The 24,974-nt window shown below is 68.7% G+C and carries 21 protein-coding genes and 1 pseudogene; 14 read left to right on the top strand and 8 right to left on the bottom strand.

Annotated elements, in window-relative coordinates:
- Positions 1-710: 710 nt before the first annotated feature.
- The 9 genes from AB0761_RS05440 to AB0761_RS05400 all read left to right on the top strand — a co-directional run bounded on the left by AB0761_RS05440 (position 711) and on the right by AB0761_RS05400 (position 10,056).
- Positions 711-2,081 (top strand): ATP-binding protein, encoded by a 1,371-nt coding sequence (locus AB0761_RS05440; protein WP_377267810.1) that lies wholly within the window; start codon positions 711-713, stop codon positions 2,079-2,081.
- Positions 2,078-2,521, top strand: coding sequence for a roadblock/LC7 domain-containing protein (locus tag AB0761_RS05435; RefSeq protein WP_377267809.1), 444 nt, complete (start codon positions 2,078-2,080; stop codon positions 2,519-2,521). The genes AB0761_RS05440 and AB0761_RS05435 overlap by 4 nt, the downstream gene beginning before the upstream one ends.
- On the top strand, positions 2,518-2,901 hold the full coding sequence (locus AB0761_RS05430) for a DUF742 domain-containing protein (protein ID WP_377267808.1): 384 nt from the start codon (positions 2,518-2,520) through the stop codon (positions 2,899-2,901). The genes AB0761_RS05435 and AB0761_RS05430 overlap by 4 nt, the downstream gene beginning before the upstream one ends.
- 10 nt (positions 2,902-2,911) lie before the next feature.
- Positions 2,912-3,493 (top strand): ATP/GTP-binding protein, encoded by a 582-nt coding sequence (locus tag AB0761_RS05425; RefSeq protein ID WP_377267807.1) that lies wholly within the window; start codon positions 2,912-2,914, stop codon positions 3,491-3,493.
- A complete protein-coding gene (locus tag AB0761_RS05420) occupies positions 3,490-4,767 on the top strand; it encodes a cytochrome P450 (protein WP_377267806.1) in 1,278 nt (425 codons plus the stop codon). Before AB0761_RS05425 ends, AB0761_RS05420 begins: the two co-directional genes overlap by 4 nt.
- 144 nt (positions 4,768-4,911) lie before the next feature.
- Positions 4,912-6,027, top strand: a complete 1,116-nt coding sequence (locus AB0761_RS05415) for a polyprenyl synthetase family protein (RefSeq protein ID WP_377267805.1) — start codon at positions 4,912-4,914, stop codon at positions 6,025-6,027.
- 3 nt (positions 6,028-6,030) lie between these two features.
- On the top strand, positions 6,031-7,671 hold the full coding sequence (locus AB0761_RS05410; RefSeq protein WP_377267804.1) for a prenyltransferase/squalene oxidase repeat-containing protein: 1,641 nt from the start codon (positions 6,031-6,033) through the stop codon (positions 7,669-7,671).
- Between the two features lie 61 nt (positions 7,672-7,732).
- Positions 7,733-9,094: a cytochrome P450 gene (locus AB0761_RS05405; RefSeq protein WP_377267803.1), complete on the top strand. Its 1,362-nt coding sequence runs from the start codon at positions 7,733-7,735 to the stop codon at positions 9,092-9,094.
- Positions 9,091-10,056 carry a terpene synthase family protein gene (locus AB0761_RS05400; RefSeq protein WP_377267802.1) on the top strand — a complete coding sequence of 322 codons (966 nt, stop codon included), beginning with the start codon at positions 9,091-9,093 and terminating at the stop codon, positions 10,054-10,056. The genes AB0761_RS05405 and AB0761_RS05400 overlap by 4 nt, the downstream gene beginning before the upstream one ends.
- A gap of 256 nt (positions 10,057-10,312) precedes the next feature.
- On the opposite strand, the gene AB0761_RS05395 is transcribed toward AB0761_RS05400, so the two are convergent.
- A complete protein-coding gene (locus AB0761_RS05395; protein WP_377267801.1) occupies positions 10,313-11,155 on the bottom strand; it encodes an alpha/beta fold hydrolase in 843 nt (280 codons plus the stop codon).
- A gap of 4 nt (positions 11,156-11,159) precedes the next feature.
- On the bottom strand, positions 11,160-11,777 hold the full coding sequence (locus AB0761_RS05390; protein ID WP_377267800.1) for a dihydrofolate reductase: 618 nt from the start codon (positions 11,775-11,777) through the stop codon (positions 11,160-11,162).
- A gap of 535 nt (positions 11,778-12,312) precedes the next feature.
- On the opposite strand from AB0761_RS05390, the gene AB0761_RS05385 reads away from it, so the two are divergent.
- Positions 12,313-12,597 carry a hypothetical protein gene (locus AB0761_RS05385; RefSeq protein ID WP_377267799.1) on the top strand — a complete coding sequence of 95 codons (285 nt, stop codon included), beginning with the start codon at positions 12,313-12,315 and terminating at the stop codon, positions 12,595-12,597.
- Positions 12,598-12,798: 201 nt separating this feature from the next.
- Here the strand turns inward: AB0761_RS05385 and AB0761_RS05380 are convergent, their stop codons facing one another.
- Positions 12,799-13,233, bottom strand: coding sequence for a hypothetical protein (locus AB0761_RS05380; RefSeq protein ID WP_377267798.1), 435 nt, complete (start codon positions 13,231-13,233; stop codon positions 12,799-12,801).
- A gap of 596 nt (positions 13,234-13,829) precedes the next feature.
- Here AB0761_RS05380 and AB0761_RS05375 point away from each other — a divergent pair.
- Positions 13,830-15,044 carry an alkaline phosphatase gene (locus AB0761_RS05375; protein WP_377273941.1) on the top strand — a complete coding sequence of 405 codons (1,215 nt, stop codon included), beginning with the start codon at positions 13,830-13,832 and terminating at the stop codon, positions 15,042-15,044.
- A 276-nt stretch (positions 15,045-15,320) separates the two neighbouring features.
- Here AB0761_RS05375 and AB0761_RS05370 read toward each other — a convergent pair whose 3' ends face one another.
- Positions 15,321-15,767, bottom strand: a complete 447-nt coding sequence (locus AB0761_RS05370) for a DUF1772 domain-containing protein (protein ID WP_377267797.1) — start codon at positions 15,765-15,767, stop codon at positions 15,321-15,323.
- A gap of 91 nt (positions 15,768-15,858) precedes the next feature.
- On the opposite strand from AB0761_RS05370, the gene AB0761_RS05365 reads away from it, so the two are divergent.
- Together AB0761_RS05365 and AB0761_RS05360 are read left to right on the top strand one after the other, a co-directional pair.
- Entirely contained in the window at positions 15,859-16,437 is a 579-nt protein-coding gene (locus tag AB0761_RS05365) for a TetR/AcrR family transcriptional regulator (protein ID WP_377267796.1), read from the top strand.
- 354 nt (positions 16,438-16,791) lie between these two features.
- The gene (locus tag AB0761_RS05360; protein WP_377267795.1) at positions 16,792-17,847 is read left to right on the top strand and encodes a LacI family DNA-binding transcriptional regulator; all 1,056 of its coding nucleotides are present in this window, start codon (positions 16,792-16,794) and stop codon (positions 17,845-17,847) included.
- Positions 17,848-17,971: 124 nt separating this feature from the next.
- On the opposite strand, the gene AB0761_RS05355 is transcribed toward AB0761_RS05360, so the two are convergent.
- The 4 genes from AB0761_RS05355 to AB0761_RS05340 form a co-directional block, all read right to left on the bottom strand.
- Positions 17,972-19,636: an alpha-amylase family glycosyl hydrolase gene (locus tag AB0761_RS05355; protein ID WP_377267794.1), complete on the bottom strand. Its 1,665-nt coding sequence runs from the start codon at positions 19,634-19,636 to the stop codon at positions 17,972-17,974.
- 448 nt (positions 19,637-20,084) lie between these two features.
- Positions 20,085-21,077: a carbohydrate ABC transporter permease gene (locus AB0761_RS05350; protein ID WP_377267793.1), complete on the bottom strand. Its 993-nt coding sequence runs from the start codon at positions 21,075-21,077 to the stop codon at positions 20,085-20,087.
- Between the two features lie 15 nt (positions 21,078-21,092).
- On the bottom strand, positions 21,093-21,968 hold the full coding sequence (locus AB0761_RS05345) for a carbohydrate ABC transporter permease (protein WP_377273940.1): 876 nt from the start codon (positions 21,966-21,968) through the stop codon (positions 21,093-21,095).
- A gap of 176 nt (positions 21,969-22,144) precedes the next feature.
- Complete coding sequence (locus AB0761_RS05340) at positions 22,145-23,521, bottom strand: ABC transporter substrate-binding protein (RefSeq protein WP_377267792.1); 1,377 nt, start codon at positions 23,519-23,521, stop codon at positions 22,145-22,147.
- Between the two features lie 277 nt (positions 23,522-23,798).
- On the opposite strand from AB0761_RS05340, the pseudogene AB0761_RS05335 reads away from it, so the two are divergent.
- Positions 23,799-24,795: pseudogene (locus tag AB0761_RS05335) on the top strand (LacI family DNA-binding transcriptional regulator).
- Positions 24,796-24,974: the final 179 nt, after the last annotated feature.

Raw genomic sequence — 24,974 nt, 5'->3', positions numbered from 1 at the left:
GCATCCTCGACGACCAGCGTCGGCAACCCCGAAAACACCGGGAACGTAAGCTCGTTGACATCCCGAACCCCTTGCCAACGATGCCCGTCACTGTTCGTTACCGCCGAGTACGAGCCAGAGCCGTCCACCCTGGAGCGAACCGCTGCCGACGGCTGCCAGACCTTGCTCTCTCAGCCTGCCCAACACGGGGCTGAGCAGATCTCATCGGGAAACGATCAGCTGGGTGCCTAGGGGGTCATCTTGTGTCTACGATGTGATCTAATTATTGATCAAGCGGGGTGTCATCACTCTCAGTTGCTGGCTTCTTGGCCCGGGGCAGTACCCATTGGAGTGCGAGATGATCGTCACGGTCGACAGGTCTCCGAGCGCAGGGATGGTGGACGTCCCATGCGGAGCAACAGCGTCCGGTGTGGCGGCAGTTCGACCCTGACCTGATGGGGGCAGTTCATGCCCTCGCTCGACCCGGCTCTGCAGTGACGTCGAAGGGCGTCAGGTGCCCAGGTGTGGAGCCCATGGATGTCGTGGCCCTGACAGTCTAAGCTGCCCATCGCCTCAGCACTTCTCGCCACATCCAGTGGTGGCCGAGCTGTCCATTGTCCGTCTGTAATCCGCCGGTTCTCCGGAGGCCACGCACCCGCTCCCTGCGAACCGGGTGGCTCCTCAGCGTCTGGCCCTCGGAGTCGGCTCGAATCCCGAGGGACCCCTGACCGTTGACCTCGATCTCCGACGCCGCCGCGGTGGTACTCGGCGCTACGACCGCTGCCGGTGCCGCAACTTCGGTACTGCTGGCGCGCTCGCGTAGCGCCCTCGCCGCCCAGAAGGCCGCACAGTCACAAGAGCTGGCCGTACAGTCGCAAGAACTGGCCGCACAGTCACAAGAACTGACCTTTGCGATGGCCGCCGCCAGGAATCAGGCGCAGCAGTTCGACGACGAGCTGCAGCACCTCGTCGCCAGCCGGCTTCCCGGCCTGGCGCTGCACATGATCAGCGCGCACCACCCGGTTCCCGGCCTGAAGAACGAGCGACTTACCGGAACTGAGTACGCCGCTCGACTCGATGCCGTGCTCGGCCACTTCTCCGACACCGTCACCAAGGAACGCCGCCGGATCGACGCCTCCGCCCGTGCGGCCCTTCGAGGCGCCTGTCAGGACATCCAGGCCCTGTCGTACCGGCTCCAGACGCAGGTCGACACCCTTCAGAACGACTTCGACGACCCGCAACTGATGGACAGCCTGTTCCGGGTCGACCATCTCAACGAACAGGCCATCCGCCTGGTCCAGAAGGCCGCCATCGTGTGCGGTGCCTGGCCCGGGCACGTGCGTCCCGACACCTATGTCGTCGAGATCGTCAGCGGGGCCTCGTCCCGACTGCACGGCTACGAACGCATCAAGATCAGCTCCAGGCTGCTCGCCCCCAACATCGGGGTGGTGGGCCGCGCTGCAGAGCCCATCGCGGTGGCCCTCACCGAGCTCATGGCCAACGCCCTGGAGCACTCCCGCGACGACCTCGCGGTCGAGGTCAGCGTCATCCAGACCGGCAACGGCAGCGTCTGCGTCACCATCGACGACGCGGGCAAGGGCATGAGCGCCGAGGCCACTCAGCGCGGAGTCCGCCTGGTCTCGGGTGAGGAGCACCAGGACACGCTCCTCACCGAGCTCGGCGATCCGCCCGCCCTCGGCTTCGCAGCGATCGGCCGGCTCGTCGCCGACCACGGCTTCCAGGTCTCGGTGGACCAGCCCTCTCCCTACAGCGGGGTCCGCGCCATCGTCACCATCCCTGCGCACCTGCTGACCACGATCGATGAGGAGGCCGAGCCCATCTCGGCGATGGCCCCGTTGCCTGCCGCGCCGCCTACGGCACCCCAGTGGCCCACGCCGCCTGCTGCGGACGGAGCACCGGATGACGACGGCAGCGGCCTGCCCCAGCGCCGCCGCCGTGCCCGGACGGAGCCGGCCCGTGGTGATGCCCCCGCCGTCGAGCCCCGGGAGCTGAACCCCGAGGAGGCTCGTGACACCTGGAGCCAGTTCCAGGAGGGAATCGCCGCCGGTCTCGCCCCCACCGACCCGAAGGAAGAATCGTGACCTCGTCCACCTCGCGCCCTGTGATCGAGGACCCGTCGTGGGTCCTGAATCCCATCACCGAGATCAGCAAGGAGGTCAGGCACGCGCTCATCCTGTCGAGCGACGGCATGGTGATCGGCGCATCCGAGGGACTCCTTCGTGACACCGCGGAGGGCATCTCCGCCATGACCGCCGCCCTGCACGGCGCGGCCCGCGCCGCGGCCAACGCGGCGCTGGACGCTCCGGATGGGTCGCCCGTCACGACCGTCACCGTGCAGAATGCCTACGGCACCTACATGATCATGCCGGCCGGTGTGAGGACCAATACCTTCATCGCTGTCAGCGGCGGTCCGGACATGCCCATGGGAACGGTCGCCCACATCATGGCGCGTCAGGCGAAGAAGCTCGGCGAACAGCTCATGTCCGTGCCGGCCCGCGCGCAAGGAGGCTCAGCGTCGTGACCCGCGGCCCGGTACGGCGGCGGATGATTCCGAGTTACCTGGCGACCCGGGGCACCGGCACCCCCACGCGCAACACGCTTCAACTGCTCACTGCCGTGGTTGCCACCGGTCTTCCTCCCGCCCCTCATCACACCCCCGGCCACCAGCGGATCATCTCGCTGCTCGCCGGGGGCACCCTGACCGTCGGTGAGACGGCCGGCTACCTGCGGCTGCAGGTCGGCGTGTGCAAGGTCCTGGTCGCTCAACTCCTTGATGGCGGCTATCTGCAAGTTCGCGTGCCGACACCGGAGGCACTGGTCCCCGACGCGCACGCCGACCGTCCGTCCAAAGAACTCCTGGAGGGGGTGCTGAGTGGACTCCGCGCGCTCAAGCAGAACTAGCCCGAGCCCCGTGTACCTGCCCGAAGACGACCACCAGCGGTTGAAGATCCTGGTGGCCGGCCCTCTCGGCATCGGCAAGACCACGGCGATCAGGACCTTGTCGGAGATTCCGACGCTGCACACCGACGAGGTGATGACCGACGCCGCCGCAGCGGCCGACGACCTCACTCTCGACGGTCTGCGCGGCAAGACGACCACCACCGTCGCCATCGACTTCGGCCGTCTGACGGTGCCGCAGGCCAAGGTGGTGCTGTACCTGTACGGCACGCCCGGGCAGCGTCGGTTCCTGCCGCTGTGGGAGGACATCGCCGACGGTGCCATCGGCGCCCTCGTGCTGGTCGACACCCGGCGCCTGGCGGAGTCGTTCGAGGTGATGGACCTCATCGAGGAACGCGGCCTGGACTACGCCGTCGCGGTGAACACCTTCCCCACCTCGCCCGGCTACAACCTCGAGACCCTGCGGGCCAAGCTCGACCTCGACGAGCGCACTCCGCTGGTCATCTGTGACGCCAGGGAGAAGAACTCCAGCCTGGACGCGCTCATCGCCCTGACCGCCCACCTGATAGCCCGAGCCGGAGACGACCTGTCGTGACCGTCACTCCTCCTGCCGCTCCCGTACGCATCTACGGGGCGGAACACGATGCCGACCCCAGCCGCAGTTACGAGCTGCTGCGTCTGCAGGGCCCGATCGGCCTCGCGGAGATCGCCCCCGGTGTCGTCGTCCACCTGATCACCGACTACCGGGCCGCGCTCGACCTGTTCCACGACACGGGTACCTGGTCCAAGGACACCCGCCCCTGGGTGGACCAGGTGCCACCGGACAGCCCGATCATTCCGATGGTGCAGTGGCGGCCGAGTCTGTTCTTCGCCGACGGTACCCAGCACGCCCACCTGCGCAGCGTCATCACCGACAGCTTCAGCCTGCTCGACCCCCACGACGTGCGGGAACTGACGTTCCGCTTCGCCGACACGCTGCTCCAGGGGTTCGCGGAGGACGGCACCGTCGACCTGGTCGCCCAGTATGCGCAGCAGCTTCCCCTGATGGTCTTCAATGCGCTGTTCGGCATGCCTGACGAGTACGCCCCTCAGCTCCTGCAGGCCCTCACCGGGATGGTGAGCAACGACCCCGCGCGGATGGCCGACGGCGCGCAGTCGCTCAACGCCTACCTGACCAGCCTCTATGCCGCCAAGGCGGAACTGCGCGGACACGACCTCACCTCGTGGTTCATCGACCACCCGAACCAGCTGACCCCCGAGGACGTCCTCCAGCAGGTCATCATCGTGCTCGGCGCGGGCAACGAACCGCTGACCAACCTCATCGCCAGCACCCTGGCCCGGATGCTGTCGGACGACCGCTACTTCGGCACGCTCACCACCGGCAGCCTGCCGATCCAGCACGCCATCGACGAGGCGCTGTGGAACGACTCGCCCCTGGCGAACTACAGCCTCCACTTCCCCCGGCACGAGGTCAGCTTCTACGGCTCGGTCATCCCGGCGGGCTCGCCTGTCATGGTCTCGTACGCGGCTGCCAACTCCTGCCCGCACAGCAATCCGCCGCAGGAGGGCCACCGCTCCGGGAACAAGGCCCATCTCGCCTTCGCTGCCGGCCCCCACGCCTGCCCGGCCCGATCCATCGCCGTGCTGGTGGCCACCGCTGCGATCGAACGGCTCACCTCCTACCTGCCCGACATCAAACTGGCCGTGCCGGCGGATGAGTTGATCTACCGTGGCGGCCCCGTCTACCGGAGCCTCACCGCGCTGCCCGCCCGCTTTACTCCGCTGGCCCCGGATGCGAAGGGTGTCACTCCCTGGCACCGCCGCTCCGCGGCCCCGACATCGGCCGACAAGGACCGCGTGCCTGTGTAAGCAGGCTTGAAACAGCGTTGCGCACCACCCTGTCACGGCAGCGAAGCACGTTGACGAGGCGTTCACTCCGGCCCCAGGGAGTGACACCTGCACCACCTGGGGATGTGTGTTCATGACCATGTCCGCTCAATGAAGGAAACTGCCGTGACAGTTCTCGACCAGGGGCTCACGCCGCCCGCGCCGGACCTCATACCCGATCCCGCCGTGCTGGACCTTTCGGCCGCACGGCGGGACGTCGATGCGACGCTCGCCGGGTTCCTGGACGCCAAGGAACAGTCGGCGCCCGGGCCTGAACTCCCTCCTCTCATAGCCCTGCTCCGCAGGTTCCTCGACGGCGGGAAGCGACTGAGACCCGTGCTGTGTGTGTGCGGATGGCATGCCGCGGGCGGGGACGGCGACCCGGCCGCGGTGACCGACGCCGCCGCCGGCCTGGAACTGTTCCAGGCCTTCGCCCTCATCCACGACGACGTCATGGACGCCAGCGACACCCGCCGGGGTCAGCCCTCCGCCCACCGTGCGCTGGCCACCGCCTACACCGCCAACGGCGGCCAGAGCGACCGGGCCGAGGAGCACGGCCTGGGCGCCGCCGTGCTCCTCGGGGACCTGGCACTGGTCTGGTCCGACGAACTGCTCCACCGCGCAGGCCTGAACGTCGGACGCCTGGAACAGGTCCTGCCGCTCCTCGACGAGATGCGCAGTGAGGTCGTCTACGGCCAGTACCTGGACCTCCAGACGACCGGCCGACTGTCCGACGACGTCGACACCGCACTACGGGTGGCGCGGTACAAGACGGCGAAGTACACCGTGGAGCGGCCGCTGCACATCGGCGCGGCACTCGCCGGGGCCTCCCCGGGCATCCTCGCGGCCTGCAGCGAGTTCGCGCTGCCGCTCGGCGAGGCCTTCCAACTCCGCGACGACCTGCTCGGGGTGTTCGGCGATCCCCGCCAGACCGGCAAGCCGGTCCTGGACGACCTGCGCTCCGGCAAGGCCACCGTCCTGATGGCCCTCGCGGTCCAGCGGGCCTCCCGGGGCGAGCTGCGGAAGCTGCGCGCTGTCTTCGGCAGCCCGGACGTGGACGAGCAGGACGCCACCGCGGTCCGGAAGATCCTGGACCGCACCGGTGCCCGGCAGACCGTGGACGAGATGATCCGCACCCGGCGGGAGCAGGCCATGGCGGCGCTCGACCATGTCCCCTTCCCGGCCGCCGCCGTCACGGCGCTGCGCACGATCGCCGAATCCGCAACCGCACGACAGGCCTAGAACATGAACGAGTGGTACGAGCCCGGCGGGGCCGCAGTGGCGCTGGCGACGGCCGGCGAGGACCAGCCGGCGGACGACACCCGCACCGACGAGGCGACACATCTGATCGCCGCGGTCGACGCCGACGGCTGGGGACGCGTCCGGCCGTCCCTGTATGAGACCGCACGGGTCCTCTCGACGGCGCCGTGGCTGCCCGGCGGCCGGACCCGGGTCGACCACCTGATCAGCGAGCAGGCCCCGGACGGCAGTTGGGGCGAAGGGCCCGCACCCTACCGGCTGCTGCCGACCCTGAGCGCGGTGGAAGCCGCACTGGCGGTCCTGCGGCGGGACAAGCCGGCCGACGACACGGCGAACCGCCTCGCGGCGGCAGCGGCCCGGGGGCTCGCCGCCCTGCGCGCCCTGCCCCCGGCCGGGCCGTGGCCGGACACCGCGGCGGCCGAGATCCTCGTCCCTGGCCTGGTTGCCGCCATCAACGAACACCTCGACCAGACCCCGGTCGGCGACCTTCCCCACCTGGGACCCTGGCACCGCGGCACGCGTACCGAGGTGCCCCGCGGGTACCACGCTGCTGCACCCGAAGCGGTCGCCCGGCGATGCCAGGCAGCCGGGGGCATCCCCTTCAAGCTCCACCACACCTTCGAAGGCGTCGCCGGGTACCTCCCCCACACGCTGATGCCCACAGTGGACGGGCTGCTCGGCAGCTCCCCGGCCGCCACCGCCGCATGGGCCGCCGCGGCACCGTCCCCGGGCTCCCGGCAGCACGCGGCCAGGGAACTGACCGCTGTGGCACAGCGCTACGGCGGCCTCTTCCCGGAAGCCGCCCCGATCACGGTCTTCGAGCGGCTCTGGGTCGCCGCCGCCCTGGCCCGCCCCGGACTGCCGCCCTCCTGCCTGCCCACGGTCCGCACCTGGGTCGACCGGATATTCGACCCCGAGGGTGTCCGTGGCGCGCCCGGACTGATGGTGGACGCCGACGACACCGCCATGGCCCTGCTCGTGGCCGCGCTCGTCGACCAGCCGCTTGATCCCGCGCCGCTCGCCATGTTCGACAACGGACGCCACTACGACTGCTACATCGGCGAGGACACCGGCTCGGTCACCGCCAACGCCCATGCCCTCCAGGCACTCCAGGCCGGACTGCACCACCGTCCCGAGGCCGGAGCGACGTACGGACCCACGGTGCGCCGGGTCGCCGACTGGCTGATCGAGCAGCAGCAGCCCGCGGGGTACTGGCCCGACAAGTGGCACGCCTCCCCCTACTACGCCACCGAGCGATGCGTCACGGCGCTCTCCTCGCTGGGCGATCCCCGAGGACGGAAGGCTGCCGAGGCGGCAGCGGACTGGGTGCTGGCCAGCCAGCACGACGACGGCTCCTGGGGCATCTGGGGCGGCACCGCCGAGGAGACCGCCTACGCCGTGAAAATCCTGCTCACGCAGCCGCGACACGCGGAGCATGCCGACGCACTCGACCGCGCACTCGACCGCGCACTCAGCCGCGCCGAGACCTTCCTCCACGAGACAGCGCACAACCCCGACCATCGGCACCCCGCGCTCTGGCACGACAAGACGCTCTACGCGCCGGAAGCGATGATCCAGGCCGAGGTGATCGCGGCGCGGGAAGCGCTGCGGACGCGCCACGGCTGAGCCGGTCGACGGACCGCACCTACCCACTGATGCACGGACCCCTTGTGGAAGGAACAGACAGATGACCGGCGACCCACATGTCCCGCCGATGGCTCCGGAGCGAGTGCCGCTCATCGGGCATGTCCTGCCGATGCTCAAGGACCGCCTGGCCTTTGTGCAACGCCTGCGCACCTATGGGCCGGTCGTCCGCCTCTCCTTCGGACCCATGACCGTCACCGCCGTCAACGCACCCGAGCTCATCCACGAGATGCTCACCGGGAAGTCCAACTCCTTCTCCAAGGGACTGCTGGGCGACAAGCTCAAGCTCTTCGGCAAGGAGGCCCTGCCCGTCGCGGAGGGCAAGCCGCATCTGAAGCGGCGGCGCCTGCTGCAGCCCTCCTTCCACCGTGAGCAGATCAGCCGGTCCGTCGACACCATGCGGGAGACGGTGGAGCCCACCATCGCCGGCTGGCGCGAGGGGGAGGTGCTCCACCTCGGCACCGAGATGCAGCTGATGGCCCAGGACGTGGCCATGGCCGTGCTGGCCTCCTTCAACGCGGAGCGCGGGCGGGCACGCGCGATCCTCCACGCGGTCGACACGGTGTTCCGGGCTGCCATCCGGCGAGTCCTGATCCCCGTGGCCCTGCTGGAGCGGCTGCCCACCCAACGCAACCGGGAGCTCGAGGCCGCCCGCAACCTGCTGCGCACCGAGGTGGGGGGCATCATCGAGGAACACCGGGCCAACCCCGACGCCTACGAGGACCTCCTGTCGATGCTCCTGGAGACCCGGGACGAGGCCGGTGAGCCGCTGCCCGAGAACGAACTGCTGTCGGAGATCATCGGACTGCTGGCCGCAGGCTCCGAGACGACGGGCGTCACCATGTCGTGGCTCTTCCACGAACTGGGCCAGAACCCCGACCTGGAGCGCAGGCTGCACGAGGAGGTCGACGCCGTGCTCGACGGCGGTCCGATCACCTCCGAGCACATTCCCCGCCTCGTCTTCGCCCGCAACCTCGTCAGCGAGACCCTGCGCCTGTACCACCCCGGGTGGCTGGTGACCCGGCAGACCACCGAGCCCGTACGGCTCGGGGACTTCGACCTGCCTGCGGGGCGGCACGTGCTCTGGAGCATCTACGCCCTGCACCGGGATCCCGACATCTACCCGGATCCGCTGCGTTTCGACCCCGACCGCTGGCTGCCGGAGCGCCCGCAGCCGCCGAGGGGCGCCTTCATCCCCTTCGGTTCCGGCAAGCGGATGTGCATCGGCGACGCGTTCGCCATGACGGAATCGGTCATCATGACCGCACTCATCGCGTCCCGCTGGCGGATGCGGCCCGTAGCCGGCGAAACCGTGCGGCCGTTGGGGGAGCTCACCGTGCACCCCTCGTCCCTCAACATGATCGCCGAGCCCAGGGTGCCCGCGGCCGTGCGGGAGGCCGCGTGAGCCAGGCCGACCGGTCGGGCACCGCGGTGCTGCCGATGCCCGACCTCAGCAGCACCTTCCCCGGACCCTTCCCGGCCAGCCCGCACGCGGACCACATCGAGCAGCACGTAGGGCAATGGCTTCGGAGGTTCCCGCTCCTCGGCCCGCCCGACGGGTTGCGCACGCTGTGCAACATCGTGGGCCAAGGGGTGGCCCGGACCTTCCCCACCGCGGATCCGGACAGCCTTTCGCTCTGCGCCGACCTCTTCCTGTGGCTCACGGCGTTCGACGACGTCCACGGAGAGACCAGGGCCGCCGACGATCTGACCCAGCTGGTCCGCAGAGTGGGGGAGTTCGTCCATCTCCTCGCCGACGGTGAGCCGCCCGGCGACGCGGACCCCTTCGGCGCCGCGCTGCAGGACCTCCTCGAACGACTCCGGAGCCGAGCCACACCCGCCCAGTACCTGCGGGTCACCGGTTGCCTGCGGGACACCCTCTTCGGGATCCTCTGGGAGGCCCACCACCTGCCCGTAGCCGATCGCGTCACCGTGCGCGACTATCTCGCGATCCGGCCCCACACCGTGTTCGTCCGGACGCTCATGGCCACCGCGGAGATCGCCCTGCGGTACGAGCTTCCGGAGGAGACGCGGAACGCCGGGGCGGTGCGACAGCTCGAGTCGGCCCTGGCCGACCTGGCCGGTCTGATGAATGATCTCGGGTCGTACGCCCGTGAGTCGGCGCAGGGAGGCCCGCAGTCGCTGAACCTGATCGCACTGATCATGAACCAGCGAAACTGTGACCTGGCAACGGCATTTGCCGAGGCGTCCCGCATGGGCGAGGAACGCGCCGCCATCGTTCGGGCCCGGATCACCGAACTGACCGACGGTGGCACGGGTTTGCTCGCGGGGCATGCCCTAGCCATGGAGTCCATCGCGTGCTCCTATGTCTGGCACATCGAACACGCCCGGTACGCGATCGATTGAGCCCGGGCCCGACTACTGCCGTCTTCGCTACTTCATCAAGGACCACGCGGCTTACGCGGCGCGGCCCGCCCCCGCTCGGGCGGGCGCTCTTGTCTTCGGCGTGCGCCGCCCGGCGGGGCGTACCGCAGGCGGAGGCAGGCAGTGAGCTGACCGTTCCTGACAGAAGGAATCGTGCCGGTCGCGGGTGCGCAGGCGGATCGGGCCTCCGACGTCCGCTGCTGCGTGGAGGCCAGACCCGCGCGGCACCCGCCGTCCTCTATCCGAGCGTGAGCATCGCCTCGGTGACCTCACCGACTGCCGCATCGGGGATCGCAGTGGCGGCCTCCTTGAGTACGAGCAGCCGCGCCTTGGGGATCTCGCGCGCGATCGCCTCGCCGTTGCCGACGGGGAAGAACCGGTTGCGGCGGCCGTGGACGACGAGCGTGGGGACCTCGATCTCGGGCAGGCGTTCGCGCCAGCGGGGTTTGCAGTCGAGCCTGGAAAACACCAAGCCCATCTGGTTGGCCATCTGGACCGGGGGTGTGGTGCCGGGCGTGCGGTCCCAAATGCGCGCGGCGACTGCGTGCGCGGCGAGGGGGTCGTCGCCGAGGATCTCCGCGCCGGTGGCGGCGAACTTGGCAACCGACTCGCGGTCGGTCCAATCGGGCATCGGACGCGCGAACAGCCGGCTCATCGTCGTCTGGTCATGGTCGGGGAGGTCGTCGTCGGGCGGGCCAGGGGCAACCGCGCGGGTGCCGACCAGGGTGAGTGCCGAGAACGCGCCCGGATGGTCGAGCACGGCCACCTGGGCGACCATCCCGCCGACGCCGATCCCCGCGAGGTGCGCGGGGGCTCCGCCGAGTGTGTCGGCAAGGGCCGCCGCGTCGGCGGCGAGGCTGCGCAGGGTGTAGGCGGGTGCCTGCGGATCCGTTGTCGTCGACTCCCCGCTGTCGCGCAGGTCGTAGCGCACCACTCGGCGTCCGCCGGCGGCGAGGCGCTCGCACAGTGCGTCGGGCCAGGAGAGCATCGTCGTCCCGCCCGCGAGCAGGACGAGTGGCGCGTCGTCGTCACCGAACGACTCGATGCCCAAGGAGATCTCATTGACGTTGACAGTGGTCATGGGATCACCGGGAGAAGTCGTAGGTCAGGTGCGTTGCGGTCGGTGTCGAGGTCACGCTGTGTTGCACCGGCGTGCGCGGTACTTCGCCGGTGGACACCGGTGTCCTGGTGTCCGGCACGATCGGCGCGAGGTGCAGCGTCAGTGCGTCGACCAGCCCGGCCTCCAGTGCCGAGCCGATCGTGGCGCCGCCGCCCATGGGGATGACGTCGAGGTTCTTGGCGCTGTCCGACGCCTCCGCGGCCTCGGCTGGCTCGTGCGCGGCAGGGACGGCGTCGGGCAGGCCGATGGTGACGGACGTGCAGTCGCGGTTGGTTGTCCGCACCGACTGCGGCGGCGAACTCGTCACGACGGCGAACGAGGGCTTCTCGACCTCGCCGGCGCCGTAGCAGGGCGTGTCGTGCCAGCCCTTCGGCCCGTCGACAACGTCGAAGAGGTGGCCGAGGGCGACGGTGCCCGGGCGGGCGCTCCCCTCGCGCAGGACCCAGCGGTCGCTGGGGTCGTCGGAAACCGCCCATGTGTGCACGGCCTCGCCGCGGGTGCCCGGACCGTTGTCCGGGCTGGGGCCGGGCCTTGTGGCGAAGCCGTCGAGAGAGACCGAGATGTCAGTGATGATTCGAGTCATGCCAGGGCAGACCCGATCCGCCGCCCAAACTCATCGCTCACGCATGAGCGTGTGGCGGATGCGAACTCGACAGCACGCCGCGCGAGGCGGCACGTCGGACGTGCAGGGGACGATCACCCCCGGGGGCCTCTCCAGGGGAAGGCCGGAACTCCACCGTGCAAAGTCCGGCTCGGAAGACGCTCCTGCTGGGGCCGTCTTGCACAGCTCGCTTGGACTTCGCTCAGGGAATTAGGGGCAGGGCGCGCAGCCTGCCAACCGCGCAGGGCTGACGGCAGTGTGACGGTAACGTGGGCGACTCTCACGGTACGTCGCGGTGTCTCACGGTGCCGCGCGACAGCGCGATCTACTGGGCAGATGTACTCGCCTGAAAAGCGGAAGGTCGCTGGTTCGCCCCGGCCCCGGCCGTAGCAGATGCCCGGTTGGGATCACCCATGCGGCTATCCGAGTGCATTCCGGGCGTCTTGCGAGCGAAAGACGCGTGGTGAGGGTACGTCGTTTCGCGTGAGATGACCTCGGGACCGTGAGGAGATCGGCTATGTACGCAGCAGTTCGGCGGTACGAGGGCGTGACCGATCCTGCCGAGGTGGGACGCCGAGTGGACGAGGGATTTCTGCCTCCCCTCCGCCAGATTCCCGGATTCGTGGCCTACTACTGGGTTGACGCCGGGGACGGAGTGATGATCTCCACCAGCGTGTTTGCAGACGAAGCCGGGGCCGAAGAGTCGATCAAAAGGGCGGCGGACTTCGTACGAGACAACCTCGCGTCACTGCTCCCCAACCCTCCTCAGGTCACGGCCGGCCAGGTTGTGGCTGCTGGGTAGCGATCTCACGAAGGCTGGGCTGACATCACCAGGAGACATCAACGTCGCTGAACGACGATGGAACGGGACGGCCGAGCAGGGACCATAAGCCGCCTACGGACTCGGGTTGAGTCAGGTCGCGCGGAGCCCGGCTCGAACTCACAAGGCAGGGCTCACTCAGCGGACACGTCTGCATCATCGCACCGCGACGATCACCTCTAGCTACTCGGGGTCTTCGCTGACCCAGGGACAGACGAAGCTTTGCGAAGGCAGTTGCCAAGCGCTGAGTACGCTGGTCAGCTCGGACTCGCTTTCGGCTGAAACTGTTCGCACGAGTACTGCGCCGATGTCGTGGTCGAAGTCGGCGATGCGATCAGCGTCGTGCTCCCAGTGCTCCACGCGGAAGCTCCAGCCGGCATCGTTGTGCACCCGGCCCTCCTGTTGCGCCTGGGCATCATGTGCGCTGGGTCCGGGAGTGATGTCCACGAAGGCCCGGCGTCCTGGCCGCGATGTCGGGACCTCGGTGACCAGCCGCCGCCCGAGCCGCAGCGCGGTGAGTTTCCCCGTGGGCCATGGCTCACTCGCGCCGCCGGCGCTGGGGTCGATCGCCTGCTGCTCTCGCGCATTTGTTGAGGCTGAGTGGGGATCCGCGCTCACGTCATCATCCTTCCATGCGGTGACTCACGGGTGGGCAATCCAAATCGCGAGAGTGGTGCCAGATCCATGCCAGATCGGCCAGCGTGGTGCGGTGACCGGCGGTCAGTCGGGGCAAGGTATGCCGGTCATGGAGTCGGACCGACCCCACCGGTCCGCTGAGATGCTGCCCAACGCTTACCAACCGAGGGTCTTGCGGTTCGTTGATCAGGTTCATCCGGCCGTCGGTCGTGCCGACCAACGCGCGCTTGACGTACTCGACGAGAGGACCGGCTGACCGACGTCATCGTCGGACTCGTCGACTCCTCTGTGGACCGCACCGCGTTCTCGGTTGCACCGCCCTCGTCGGACGCTGAGCGCCTGGACCGGTCGCCCCCGGGCCTTGTTCATCCAGGATGGGTGCTTCCGTCGGCTGCCGATCATCTGCTCTTCGTCAATAATCCTTTTAGGGCTCCTAAAGTCTCGCGCCGGACAAAGTAAAGCTTTGCCCTGAGAACAGCAAAGACTGAACTATGGAGGACCTCGTGTCCCAGCGCGTGAACAAGGCCCGCCGCCTGGCGGCGCCGGCGGCTGCCGCGGCTGCCGCTGCGGTAGTGACGATGGTGGTCAACCCGACACTTGGTGCGTCGGCTTCGGACTCCCATGGAGCGGGCAAGGCGCCGGTTGCCAAGAACGTCATCTTCATCAACGGCGACGGCATGGGCGCTGCGGCCCGTCAGGCTGCGCGCCTGCATCTGGCCGGCCTTCAGGGGCAGTTGGCGATGGACAAGCTCCCGGTGTCCGGCCAGCTGACCACCGACCCGGACGACCCCAAGGCCGTGATCACCGACTCCGCCGCTGCGGCGACCGCCTGGGCAACGGGTGAGAAGACCTACAACGGCGCGATCAGTGTCGACGTGGACGGCAACCCGCTGGCCACCCTCGGCCAGCAGGCCAAGGCTGCTGGCAAGGCCACCGGCCTGGTGACCACTGCGCAGGTCACCGACGCGTCCCCGGCCGCCTTCTTCGCCAACACCGCGAACCGGTCGGCTCAGGACGAGATCGCACGTCAGTACATTCAGGTCAGCAAGGCCGATGTGATCCTGGGTGGCGGCGAGGACTGGTGGCTGCCCGCGGGCAGTGCCGGCGCCTTCAAGGACCAGCCCGCAGAGGACCCGTCCGAGGCGAGCAAGGGCACCAAGGGCAACCTGGTGGAGCAGGCCAAGAAGTCCGGCTACACCTATGTCTCCAACGCCGACCAGCTCGACCGCGCCAAGGGCGGCAAGCTCCTGGGACTGTTCGCCAACGAGGAGATGTTCCAGCAGCGCGCCGAGGGGCAGGGCGACGTGTACGCCCCGGTGGTCAGCCTGTCCACCATGACCAGCAAGGCGCTGAGCACGCTCGACAAGAACAAGAAGGGCTTCTTCCTCATGGTCGAGGAGGAGGGTGTGGACGAGTTCGCGCACTCGAACAACGGCACCCGCGTCCTCCAGTCCATGCAGGAGCTGGAGAAGGCGGTCGCCGTGGCCCGTGCCTACGTCGCGACCCACCCCGACACCCTGCTGGTCGTCACCGGCGACCACGAGACCGGCGGCCTGGCCGTGGAGGAGGCCGACGCCGCGGACGAGTCCGGCACCGGCATCTCGGCCGAGGACGGTCCGTTCTCCATCCGCGGCAGCGAGAAGACCTTCTACATCGACTGGACCACGTCCGGCCACACGGGCGTGGACGTGCCGGTGACCGCAGTGGGCCCGCTCGCCGACCGCTTCACCGGCAAGCACGCCAACACCTATGTCCACGACGTCCTGCAGCAGGCGCTGACCGCCGGTCGCTGACCGAGGCAGCTCTGCGACAACGCCGAAGGGGCGCCGTGGGTATGCGGCGCCCCTTCGATTCGACCCGTCCGTCCCAGCTTCGCCGGGGCGGGCGTCGCTGATGCGTCGAGGCCGTACGGGGTGTCATTGGCCGCCGCGTCGGTCCTCGTGGCTTGTCGGGATCGCAGGTGTGGGCGCTCAGCGGCAGCTGCCTTCCCGGATGTCGGGATTCGGGTGGCACGCTGCCGCCCGGGGAGTGGGGATTGCACGCCGCCGGCGTGGTGTCGGCCCGCGGGTTCAGGCGAGGGCGGTGACCAGCAGGGTGAAGGCGGCGATGATGACGGCGACGCGGACGTAGTGGTAGCGGTCCCAGCGGTTCATCTGCTCCTTCCAGTCCTCGGGCCGGTTCTCGGGGGTCCACGTCTTGCCCCGGTTGTTGATCGGGACGAGCAGCAGCAGCGACATGATCACGCTCAAGATCAGCAGCGCGCCGGCGATGACGACGAGGCCGGCACCGGGGCGGTGCCATCCGGCGACGGCCCAGACCGCGCTCAGGACGAGCGAGCCGATGTACCAGAACGGCATCACGGCACCGAGCATCCGGCCCCCGTGGGCGCGGCCGAGTTGGCCACTGTCCTCGGGGAGTCCGTTGAAGATCGGGTTGATGACAAAGGCGACGGAGAACTCCACTCCCACCATCAGGCCGACGACCACGGTGGTGAACACCTCTAGTGCGTTGAGCATGATGACCCCTCCAGGGATCTAGCGCTGCTAGCTGATGAGGCAACGCTAATACTGCTGCCGCTTGATTGTCTAGCGGTGCTAGGATCGAATCATGTCGGTACAGGAACGCAAGGAGCGCGAACGGGCGGGCCGCGAGCGCCTCATCGTGGCCACGGCCCGCGAACTCGCCGAGCAGCAGGGCTGGGACGCGGTCACCACCCGCCGGCTCGCCGAGCGCATCGAATACAGCCAGCCCGTCCTCTACAGCCATTTCCGGGGCAAGCGCGAGATCATCGGCGCCGTCGCCCTCGAGGGTGCTGCCGAGCTGGCCGCGGCGCTGCGGGCTGCGACCTCCGCCGCGGACGGCCCCCGCGCCCGGGTCGCCGCCCTCGCCCGCGCCTACCTCGACTTCGCCGAGCGCAATCCGGCGGTCTACGACGCCATCTTCCAGCTCGACGGCGGCCTGGCGTTCGCACACGAAGACACCCCCGAGCCGCTGAAGGACGCCTTCGCCGCCCTGCTGGAGAGCCTCGGCGAGGTCGCCGGGGACGGCGTCCACCCGGGACTGTTCACCGAGACGTTCTGGGCGGCCCTGCACGGACTGGCCACCCTGACCCGGGCGCGACGGCTCCCGCCGGAGTTCACCGAGCGCAGGGTGGAGCTGCTGGTGGACCGGCTTGCCATCGTCTGACATGCCGCCCCGGCGGGCATGCAGCCGGGGTCTCCGGACCCCGCTGCCTGCCTCCGGCATTGCTTCCGATCACCCGCGCCCACACGGCGCAGCCGCAGACCGCCGGGCCCTGACCCCCCGCCGGGGCGCACGCCCCGGAAGCCGCGGCGGTCCTCCGGCGGGTGTGCCGCGACTGCGAGCGCGTCAGGCCGATGCCGCGCAAATGGTGCGAAACGCGAGGACTGGGCAAGCCAATACGCCGCAGCGCAACATCTTGCGCAAGAATCCTCTGTGCGTCGGCAAATGCATGGGATTTGCGTGAAATCAACATGACTGCCTATGCAAGTCCACTATTTTCTTGGAGAATGTGCGACCATGAGTCGCAGACTTGCAGAAGTTGCCACCAAGGTCGGCGTCAGTGAAGCAACGGTCAGCCGGGTCCTCAATGAGAAGCCGGGGGTGGCGGATGCCACCAGGCAGGCCGTTCTCACTGCACTGGATGTACTTGGCTACGAACGCCCGACGCAGCTGAGAGGGGTCAGGGCCAGGTTGGTGGGGCTGGTGGTCCCGGAACTGCAGAACCCCATCTTCCCCGCTCTTGCCGAAGTGGTCGGAGGTGCCCTGGTGCAACTGGGGTTCACGCCGGTCCTGTGCACCCGGACTGCGGGCGGCCTCACCGAGGCCGAATATGTGACGATGCTTCTCGACCAGCAGGTGTCGGGGGTCGTCTTCTGCGGCGGACTGAGCTCCGAGGAGTACGGTCAGTTGATCGGCCGTGGGGTTCCGGTGGTGCTTCTCAATGCGGCTGTGGATTATTCAGAATTTTCCGGCAGTGAAATCACCGACAAAAACCTGGCCGGCCGGCATGGATTCCCGCATGTTTCCACCGACGACGAAGCGGCGGTGGAACAGGCGTACAGCCACCTGGTGGCCCTCGGCCACCGCACCATGGGCCTGTTGGTCGGTGCGGCCGACCATGCGCCCTCACGGCGGAAAGCCGAAGCCTTCGCACGTCTGCATGCGCAGTCCAGCCAGCCAACCAGTGGCAGGGTGGCCCACGCCCTCTTCTCTTTCGAGGGCGGCCAAGCGGCGGCGGCCGAACTCCTCACCGCGGGTGCAACCGCGTTGATCTGCGGCAGCGACATCCTCGCTCTGGGCGCTATCAGGGCGGCGCGCCGTATGAACCTCAACGTGCCCGACGACATCTCGGTCATCGGATTCGACGACTCCGCGATGATGAACTTCACGGACCCCCCGCTGACCACCCTGCGGCAGCCCATCGATGCCATGGCCCGCGCGGCCGTCACCCTGCTGGTGAACCAGATCGCCAGCGGGGCGCCGACGCCGAAGGAGCTTCTGCACGAGCCGGAACTCGTCGTCCGCGGGAGCACCGGGCCGCTCCGCTCCCTCGCCGCTGCGGCTCAGGTCTGAGCGGGCGCTCTCCGGCAGCGAACGACTGCCCCGGCCGCCTGATGGGCGGCCGGGGCAACTGCCTGCCGGCGGACAGGTCGGCTCGTCTCCTCCTGGGGTCCGCCGACTTGTGACACCGCTCAGTTCACCTGCGCAGCCACACGGTGCTGTTGGGAGGAAGGCTCTTCCCGTCGTCTGCGAGGGGGCCGCTGCTCAGCAGCACTCGCTCCGCCCCGTCGAGCGGGATCTGCTGGTCCGAGAGGTTGACGATGCAGCGGAAGTGTGGGCCCCGCTGGAAGTCGAGGACGGAATCCCCAGGGGCTGAGCGCCAGTCGAAGTCGTCCTGGTGCAGAGCTGCCTCGTCACTCCGAAGTGCCAGCGCCGCCCGGTACAGGTTGAGGATCGACTCCGGGTCGGCGTCCAGCGCCTCGGCGGTGAGACCGGCCCACGCGGCGGGCTGGGGGAGCCAGGGATCGGCGTCGGCCCGGTCGGGGCTGAAGCCGAACGGGGCCTCGCTTCCGGCCCACGGCAGGGGCACCCGGCAGCCGTCGCGGCCGACGTCCGCACCGTTGCTGCGGTGGAAGAACGGGTCCTGGCGCAGCTGGTCGGGGATGTCGCTGACCTCCCACAGACCGAGTTCCTCGCCCTGGTAGAGGTAGCAGGATCCGGGGAGGGCGAGGTTCAGCATCAGAGCCGCTCGTGCCCGCCGGGTGCCGAGTTCCAGGTCGGCGGGTGCGCCGTGCTGGGCGGGGCTGCGTCCCATGGAGCTGTCGGCGCGGCCGTAACGGGTGACGTGACGGGTGACGTCGTGGTTGGACAGCACCCAGGTGGCCGGGGCCCCGACGGGGGCGTGCGCATCGATGGTCGCATCGATGACGCTGCGGAGCGTGCCGGCGTCCCAGGGGCAGTTGAGGTAGTCGAAGTTGAACGCGGAGTGCATCTCGTCGGACCGCAGGTACGCCGCGAAGCGCCCCGGGTCGGCGAGCCACACCTCACCGATCAGGACCTTGGGCTCCGAGTAGCTGTCGGCGACGGCGCGCCAGGCCCGGTAGATGTCGTGGACCTCGTCGCGGTCGACGAACGGGTGGGGCTTGGGCGGCTGAGTCTGGGAGTGGTCGGGGGCGAAGGACGGCAGGAGCGGGTCCTTGGCGGGCATGGTCGCGGAGTCGATGCGTACGCCGTCGACACCGCGGTCGAACCAGAACCTAAGGACGGACTCGTGCTCCTCGCGGACCTTGGGGTTGTTCCAGTTGAGGTCCGGCTGCTCGGCGGCGAACAGGTGCAGGTACCAGTCGCCGTCGGCCACCCGGGTCCAGGCGGGGCCGCCGAACTCCGACTTCCAGTCGTTGGGGGGCAGTTCGCCGTTCTCGCCGCGGCCGGGGCGGAACCAGAAGAGTTCGCGGGCCTCGGATCCGGGACCTGCGGCGACAGCCTCCTGGAACCAGACGTGCCGGTCGGAGACGTGGTTGGGGACGACATCGACGATGATGCGCAGACCGAGGCCGTGGGCTTCGGCAATCAGCGCTTCGGCTTCGGCGAGTGTGCCGAAGGCAGGGTCGATCTGGCGGTAGTCGGCGACGTCGTACCCGGCGTCGGCCATCGGGGACGCGTACCAGGGGTTGAACCAGAGCGCGTCGACGCCGAGTTCAGCGAGGTAGGGGAGCTTGGCGCGGACGCCGGCGAGGTCGCCAACACCGTCACCGTTGGCGTCCGCGAAGGAGCGGACGTACACCTGGTAGATGATGGCGCTTCGCCACCAGGGGTCCGCGCGGTTTGTCTCGGGCCCGTTGTCATCGGTGCGGAGTGCCATGGGGGAGTGCTCCTTACTGTGGTGATACGGCCGTTCGGCGTCCGGGAATCGGGCCTGGGCCGTGGTCCCGGGACCGGTTCGGGCGCGTGCGATGCCGGCTGGAGAACTGGGACTCGGTTGGTTGCGCGGTCTGCCGGACGGTGTTGCCGTCGACCGAAAGCTGCATGACTGCGCTTACCGGTCCGGCGGGCAGGCTGATGGTGGCGGGCTCTCCACATGCGGGGGCGCAGGTGAAGTCCGCGGCGGGGGCGGGGGCGGGGGCGGGGGCGGGGCGGTGGGACTGGTGCGGTCGGCGAGGGTCCGGATCGTTCCCCCGCCCGCCCGCCCGCCCGGCCGGGACGCGATGTGTCGAGTGGCTCCTCGGTCCGGGCATGGGGGTGCCGTCCGGCCTGCTCGGCCGGCGAGGGTGTTCCTGGAGGGGTCCGTGCAGCGGAGGCCGGGGTGCTGCTCAGCCCTTGACGGCGCCGGCGGACAGTCCGCCGAGGATGTGGCGCTGGAAGAACAGGAAGAGCACGATCATGGGCGCCGCCGCGATGGCCAGACCGGCGATCATCTCGGTGACCGGGATCTGCGAACTGGACAGGGACAGGCGGTGCAGGGCCACGGCGAGGGTCTGCTTGTCGGGGTCCTGGAGCACGAGCAGTGGCCACAGGAAGTCCTTCCAGATCCCGATGACCGCGAAGATGGAGATCACGGCGAGGACCGGGCGGGACAGCGGAAGGACGACGCGCAGCAGTACCTGGAGCCGTGAGGCGCCGTCGATCTGGGCGGCGTCGAGCAGCTCGCCCGGGATCTGGTCGAAGAACCGCTTGAGCACGTAGATGTTGAATGCGTTGGCCGCGCCGGGAAGCCACAGCCCCCAGGGGGAGTTGAGCAGGCTGATGTGAAGGATGGGCAGGTTCGCGACGGTCAGGTAGGCCGGCACCAGCAGGGCGGCCGAGGGGAGCATCAGGCTGGCGAGCATGCCGGCGAAGACGGCCTTGCCGAAGACGGGGCGCAGCTTGGAGAGCGCGTAGGCGGAACTCACGTCGACGGCGATCTGGACGAACCATCCACCGACCGCGTAATAGGCGGTGTTGAGGAAGAAGTGGGCGATGTCCATCTGGCTCCACGCCTGGCTGTAGGCCTCGGGGTGCACGGAGCGCGGGATCAGGGTCGGCGTGGCGGCGGCGAACTGGGCGGGGGTCTCCAGGGCTGCGGTGGCCATCCAGTACAGCGGGAACAGGAACGCGGCCGCGAACAGCACAGTGGTGAGCGTGAGGACCGTGAAGTAGATCGCGCGCTTGCGGGGCCGGGCCAGGTCCAGGTCGGAGATCAGGCTGCGGACGGCCGGGGTGGGCTCGGACCGGCGGCGGGACTGCCGTCCGCTGCGGCTCCGGGGGGACGAAGCAGTGGCTGCGGGTGCCGTGGTGGGGGTTTGCCGAGGGCTGAGGAGAGTCATAGCAGTGTCCGTTGCCTAGTCCGACTCGCGGGTGAGCCGCAGATAGAGGGCCGAGAAGACGCCCAGGACGACGAAGAGCAGCACGCTCATGGACGCCGCGAGGCCGAAGTCGTTGTTGACCGCGAAGGCGTAGCGGTAGATCAGCGTCATCACGGTGATGGTGGACGGGTCGGTGAAGCCGGTGAGCTGGAAGGGCTCGATGAACACCTGCATCGTGGAGATGATCTGGAGCAGCAGCATGACGAGCATGATGAACCGCAGCTGGGGGATGGTCACATGCCGGATCCGGCGCCACAGGCCGGCTCCGTCCAGCTCCGCGGCCTCGTACAGCTCTCCGGGGATCGACTGCAGCGCCGCCAGGTACATCAGGGTGGCCCCGCCCATGTTGGCCCAGGTGGAGACGAGGACCAGGGAGATCATCGCGGTGTGCGGCGACTGGACCCACTGGGAGGTCGGCAGGTGGGCATCGCGCAGCAGAGTGTTGAACAGGCCGCTGCCGGGGTCGTAGAAGTACTGCCAGAGCATCACCCCGACCACGGGCGGGAGCATGACCGGAAGATAGACGGCGACCCGGAAATAGCTTTTGAAGTGGCGCAGCTCGTTGAGCAGGATGGATATCGCCAGCGGCACCGCATAACCCAGGACCAGGGCCAGGGCGGTGAACTCCGCGGTGTTCTTCCAGGCGGTCAGGAACAGCGGGTCGGCGAAGAGATGACGGTAGTTGGCCAGCCCCACCCAGGTGGGTGGAGTGATCAGATTGTCCTGCTGGAAACCCAGGATGATGCCGCGGACGAGTGGATACCAGGAGAACAGCGCGAAGCACGCGATACCCGCGGCCATGAAGGTGTAGGCCATGAGGTTGTCGCCGGCGCGGCGGCGCAGTCTGTCCATGCGCGTGGTGGCTGGCCGCTGGCCGGCGCTGGCGGTGGTGGTGGTCACCGGGCGTGCCCTTCTCTTCTTCCGGGGTGGGTCCGGCGGTCCCCGCTCGGCGGTGCGGGGACCGCCGTGGGCGGCCTGCACACGGGGTGTGCAGGCCGCGTGGCGCGGATCACCGGGCTGGTGTCGGGCTACTGTACGGTGGCCAGAATGGTGTTGACCTGGGTCTCGGCGCTGCTGAGCAGCTTGCTGACGTCCGCGTTCTTGTCGGTGAGGACGGCGGCCATCGCGGTGTCCAGGACCGCGTAGATCTGCTGGGCGTTCGGCGGCTCGACATTCAGCTTGATGTTCGGACCGGCCGCGACGAACTTGGCGTAGTTGGCATCGGGCAGGTTGGAGTTGGCCTTCACGGCCGCTGCGCGGGTCTGCTCCGCGGTGCCGGTCCACAGGTCGGGCTCGGGCAGGCCGACGGGCACCTTGTTCTTGGCGTCGCGCTCGACACCGGAGGTGATCCGGTCGGGGTTGTCGTACTTGAAGGTCAGCCACTGCAGACCGGCCTTGATCTGCTCGGGTGTGTCCTTGGGGTTGAACATGAACCCGCCGCCGCCCGCGAGGGTGCCCTGCCCGCCGGGGATCGGCCCGAGACCGTAGTCGCTGGCGACGCCCTTGTACTGGCCGACGATGGTGGGGATGTTGTCTGAGGTGGCGAGATACATGCCGAGCTTGCCCGCGCCCATCATCTGCAGCAGGTCGGCCCACTCCAGCAGCTGGCGCTGCCCCATGGAGTTGTCCGTCCAGCGCATGTCGTGCAGCTGCTGCAGCACCTGACGGCCGGTGGCGTTGTTGAAGTCGGCCACCCACTTGCCGCTGGAGTCCTTCTTGGCGACGTCGCCGCCGCGGGAGTACATCTCGGCGGTGAAGTGCCAGCCGCCGGTGTTGGACTTGCTGTAGTCGCCGTAGCCTGCGATGCCCTTCCCCAGGGCCGCGATCTTCTTGGCGTCGGCGCGGACCTCGTCCCAGGTGGTGGGCGGCGAGTCGGGGTCGAGCCCGGCCTGGGTGAAGAGCTTGCGGTTGTAGACCAGCCCCATGCTGTAGTTGCCCTCGGGCAGGCCGTAGACCTTGCCGTCGGCGTCGCTGAACACCTTGACCAGCTCTGGCTTGACCTGCTTGACCTGCGGGAACGCGGACAGATACGGCGTGACGTCGGCGACCTGGTGCTTGGCGATCAGCCCGGCCGGGTCGGTGTAGTAGACGTAGAAGACGTTCTCCAGCTGGCCGCCGGCGAGCTTTGCGGAGAAGGTCTGCGGGTCCATCTGGCCCTCGTGCCCCACGATCTTCACCTTGGGGTACTTGGCCTCAAAGGCGGCGACGTCGTCGAGGAAGTACTTGCGGTGCACCGGGTCGGTGGCGGGCGGCTCGTCGTTGACCGTGATGGTGACGACGCCGTCGGAGGACGCCCCGGCCTTCGCAGTGGAGCTTCCGCAGGCGGTGGTGGTGAGAGCGAAGCCCGCAGCAAGCGCAACCGCGATGGCAGCGCGAGAGCGTCCAACAGATCTGCTAACAGTCATCTTCGACGTCCCGGGTGGTGAGGTTATGATGCGGATGCCGCCACGAATGCGCAGGCCAAAGGCCTGTGATGGCTCGTCCTGGAGTCGGCGGCTGCTGCCCCAGAACCGTCCGCATCCCGGTTCAGGACAGCGGCATCGGCTCGGCGTGGAGCACAAGTTACGGGCCAAGGCTTCTGCGTGCAATAGTGAAACTTATATGCGCAAAAACTCTACGCGCAGGTGAAAGCGGCGCCTGTGACAACGCAAGCGGTTGCATGCATATGGCATAGTGCCTGCCATGACTCGCAGACTCACCGAAGTGGCTCAGAAGGTCGGTGTCAGCGAGGCGACGGTCAGCCGTGTCCTGAACGGCAAGCCGGGCGTCTCGGAGACCACACGGCAGGCCGTCCTGACCGCCCTGGACGTCCTCGGTTACGAACGCCCCACGCAGTTGCGCGGCGTACGCGCGCGCGCTGGTGGGCCTCGTTCTGCCGGAGCTCCAGAACCCCATATTTCCTGCGCTGGCGGAAGTGGTCGGCGGCGCTCTGGTCCAGCTCGGCTTCACTCCCGTCCTGTGCACACGCTCCGCGGGAGGACTGACCGAGGCCGAATACGTCACCATGCTGCTCGACCAGCAGGTGTCAGGCGTCGTCTTCTGCGGCGGACTGAGCTTCGAGGAGCACCAGAAACTCCTCGACCGGGGCGTCCCGGTGGTCTTCCTGAACGCCGCCGTCGACTACACCGGTTTCCCGCAGGTCTCCACCGACGACATCGCCGCGGTCGAGCAGGCGTTCAAGCATCTCGCGGCCCTGGGCCACCGGCGCATCGGCCTGCTCGTGGGGCCGGCCGGCCATATCCCCTCGCAACGCAAGACGGCGGCCTTCACCTCCCTGTCCGCCCGCGCCGGTCTGCCGACCGAGGATCTGATCGGCCATTCGCTGTTCTCCTTCGAAGGCGGCCAGGCCAGCGCCGCGGAACTGATCCAGGCCGGCGCCACCGCGCTGATCTGCGGGAGCGACATCCTGGCTCTCGGCGCCATCCGCGCCGCACGCCGGGCCGGTCTGCGAGTTCCCGAGGACTTCTCGGTGGTCGGCTTCGACGACTCCGCGTTCATGAACCACACCTCCCCGCCGTTGACCACGCTGCGGCAGCCCATCGAGGCCATGGCCCGGGCCGCTGTCACCCTTCTGGTCAATCAGATCAACGGTGGTGCGCCCACCCCCAAGGCGCTGCTGCACGAACCCGAACTCGTCGTGCGCGGATCCACCGGCCCAAAGCCCCCGGAGACCCCGTGAACGACCCGGCAAGGAATCGACTGAAAAAGTAACGGCAATTTCAGTGGGGGTGGGTGAACAGGCGGTCGGCAGAGGGCAGACCGGCTGCTCACGGTGGATTGCAAGGAATGTTCGGCAGGGCGACAGGATCTGCGCGGAGTATTTACACCGCCGCCGGAGACATTGTGTCGAATCGTCGG

The organism is Peterkaempfera podocarpi, assembly GCF_042466665.1.
Taxonomy (GTDB): domain Bacteria; phylum Actinomycetota; class Actinomycetes; order Streptomycetales; family Streptomycetaceae; genus Peterkaempfera; species Peterkaempfera podocarpi.
Note: the sequence above shows the minus strand (reverse complement) of the source record. Positions and strands in the feature narration are given on the sequence as shown.

Coding starts and splice junctions, on each gene's coding strand:
- AB0761_RS05410 (WP_377267804.1), top strand. CDS start 6,031: ATGAACGAGTGGTACGAGCCCGGCGGGGCCGCAGTGGCGCTGGCGACG.
- AB0761_RS05405 (WP_377267803.1), top strand. CDS start 7,733: ATGACCGGCGACCCACATGTCCCGCCGATGGCTCCGGAGCGAGTGCCG.
- AB0761_RS05395 (WP_377267801.1), bottom strand. CDS start 11,155: ATGACCACTGTCAACGTCAATGAGATCTCCTTGGGCATCGAGTCGTTC.
- AB0761_RS05390 (WP_377267800.1), bottom strand. CDS start 11,777: ATGACTCGAATCATCACTGACATCTCGGTCTCTCTCGACGGCTTCGCC.
- AB0761_RS05385 (WP_377267799.1), top strand. CDS start 12,313: ATGTACGCAGCAGTTCGGCGGTACGAGGGCGTGACCGATCCTGCCGAG.
- AB0761_RS05375 (WP_377273941.1), top strand. CDS start 13,830: ATGGTGGTCAACCCGACACTTGGTGCGTCGGCTTCGGACTCCCATGGA.
- AB0761_RS05370 (WP_377267797.1), bottom strand. CDS start 15,767: ATGCTCAACGCACTAGAGGTGTTCACCACCGTGGTCGTCGGCCTGATG.
- AB0761_RS05365 (WP_377267796.1), top strand. CDS start 15,859: ATGTCGGTACAGGAACGCAAGGAGCGCGAACGGGCGGGCCGCGAGCGC.
- AB0761_RS05360 (WP_377267795.1), top strand. CDS start 16,792: ATGAGTCGCAGACTTGCAGAAGTTGCCACCAAGGTCGGCGTCAGTGAA.
- AB0761_RS05355 (WP_377267794.1), bottom strand. CDS start 19,636: ATGGCACTCCGCACCGATGACAACGGGCCCGAGACAAACCGCGCGGAC.
- AB0761_RS05350 (WP_377267793.1), bottom strand. CDS start 21,077: ATGACTCTCCTCAGCCCTCGGCAAACCCCCACCACGGCACCCGCAGCC.
- AB0761_RS05345 (WP_377273940.1), bottom strand. CDS start 21,968: ATGGACAGACTGCGCCGCCGCGCCGGCGACAACCTCATGGCCTACACC.
- AB0761_RS05340 (WP_377267792.1), bottom strand. CDS start 23,521: ATGACTGTTAGCAGATCTGTTGGACGCTCTCGCGCTGCCATCGCGGTT.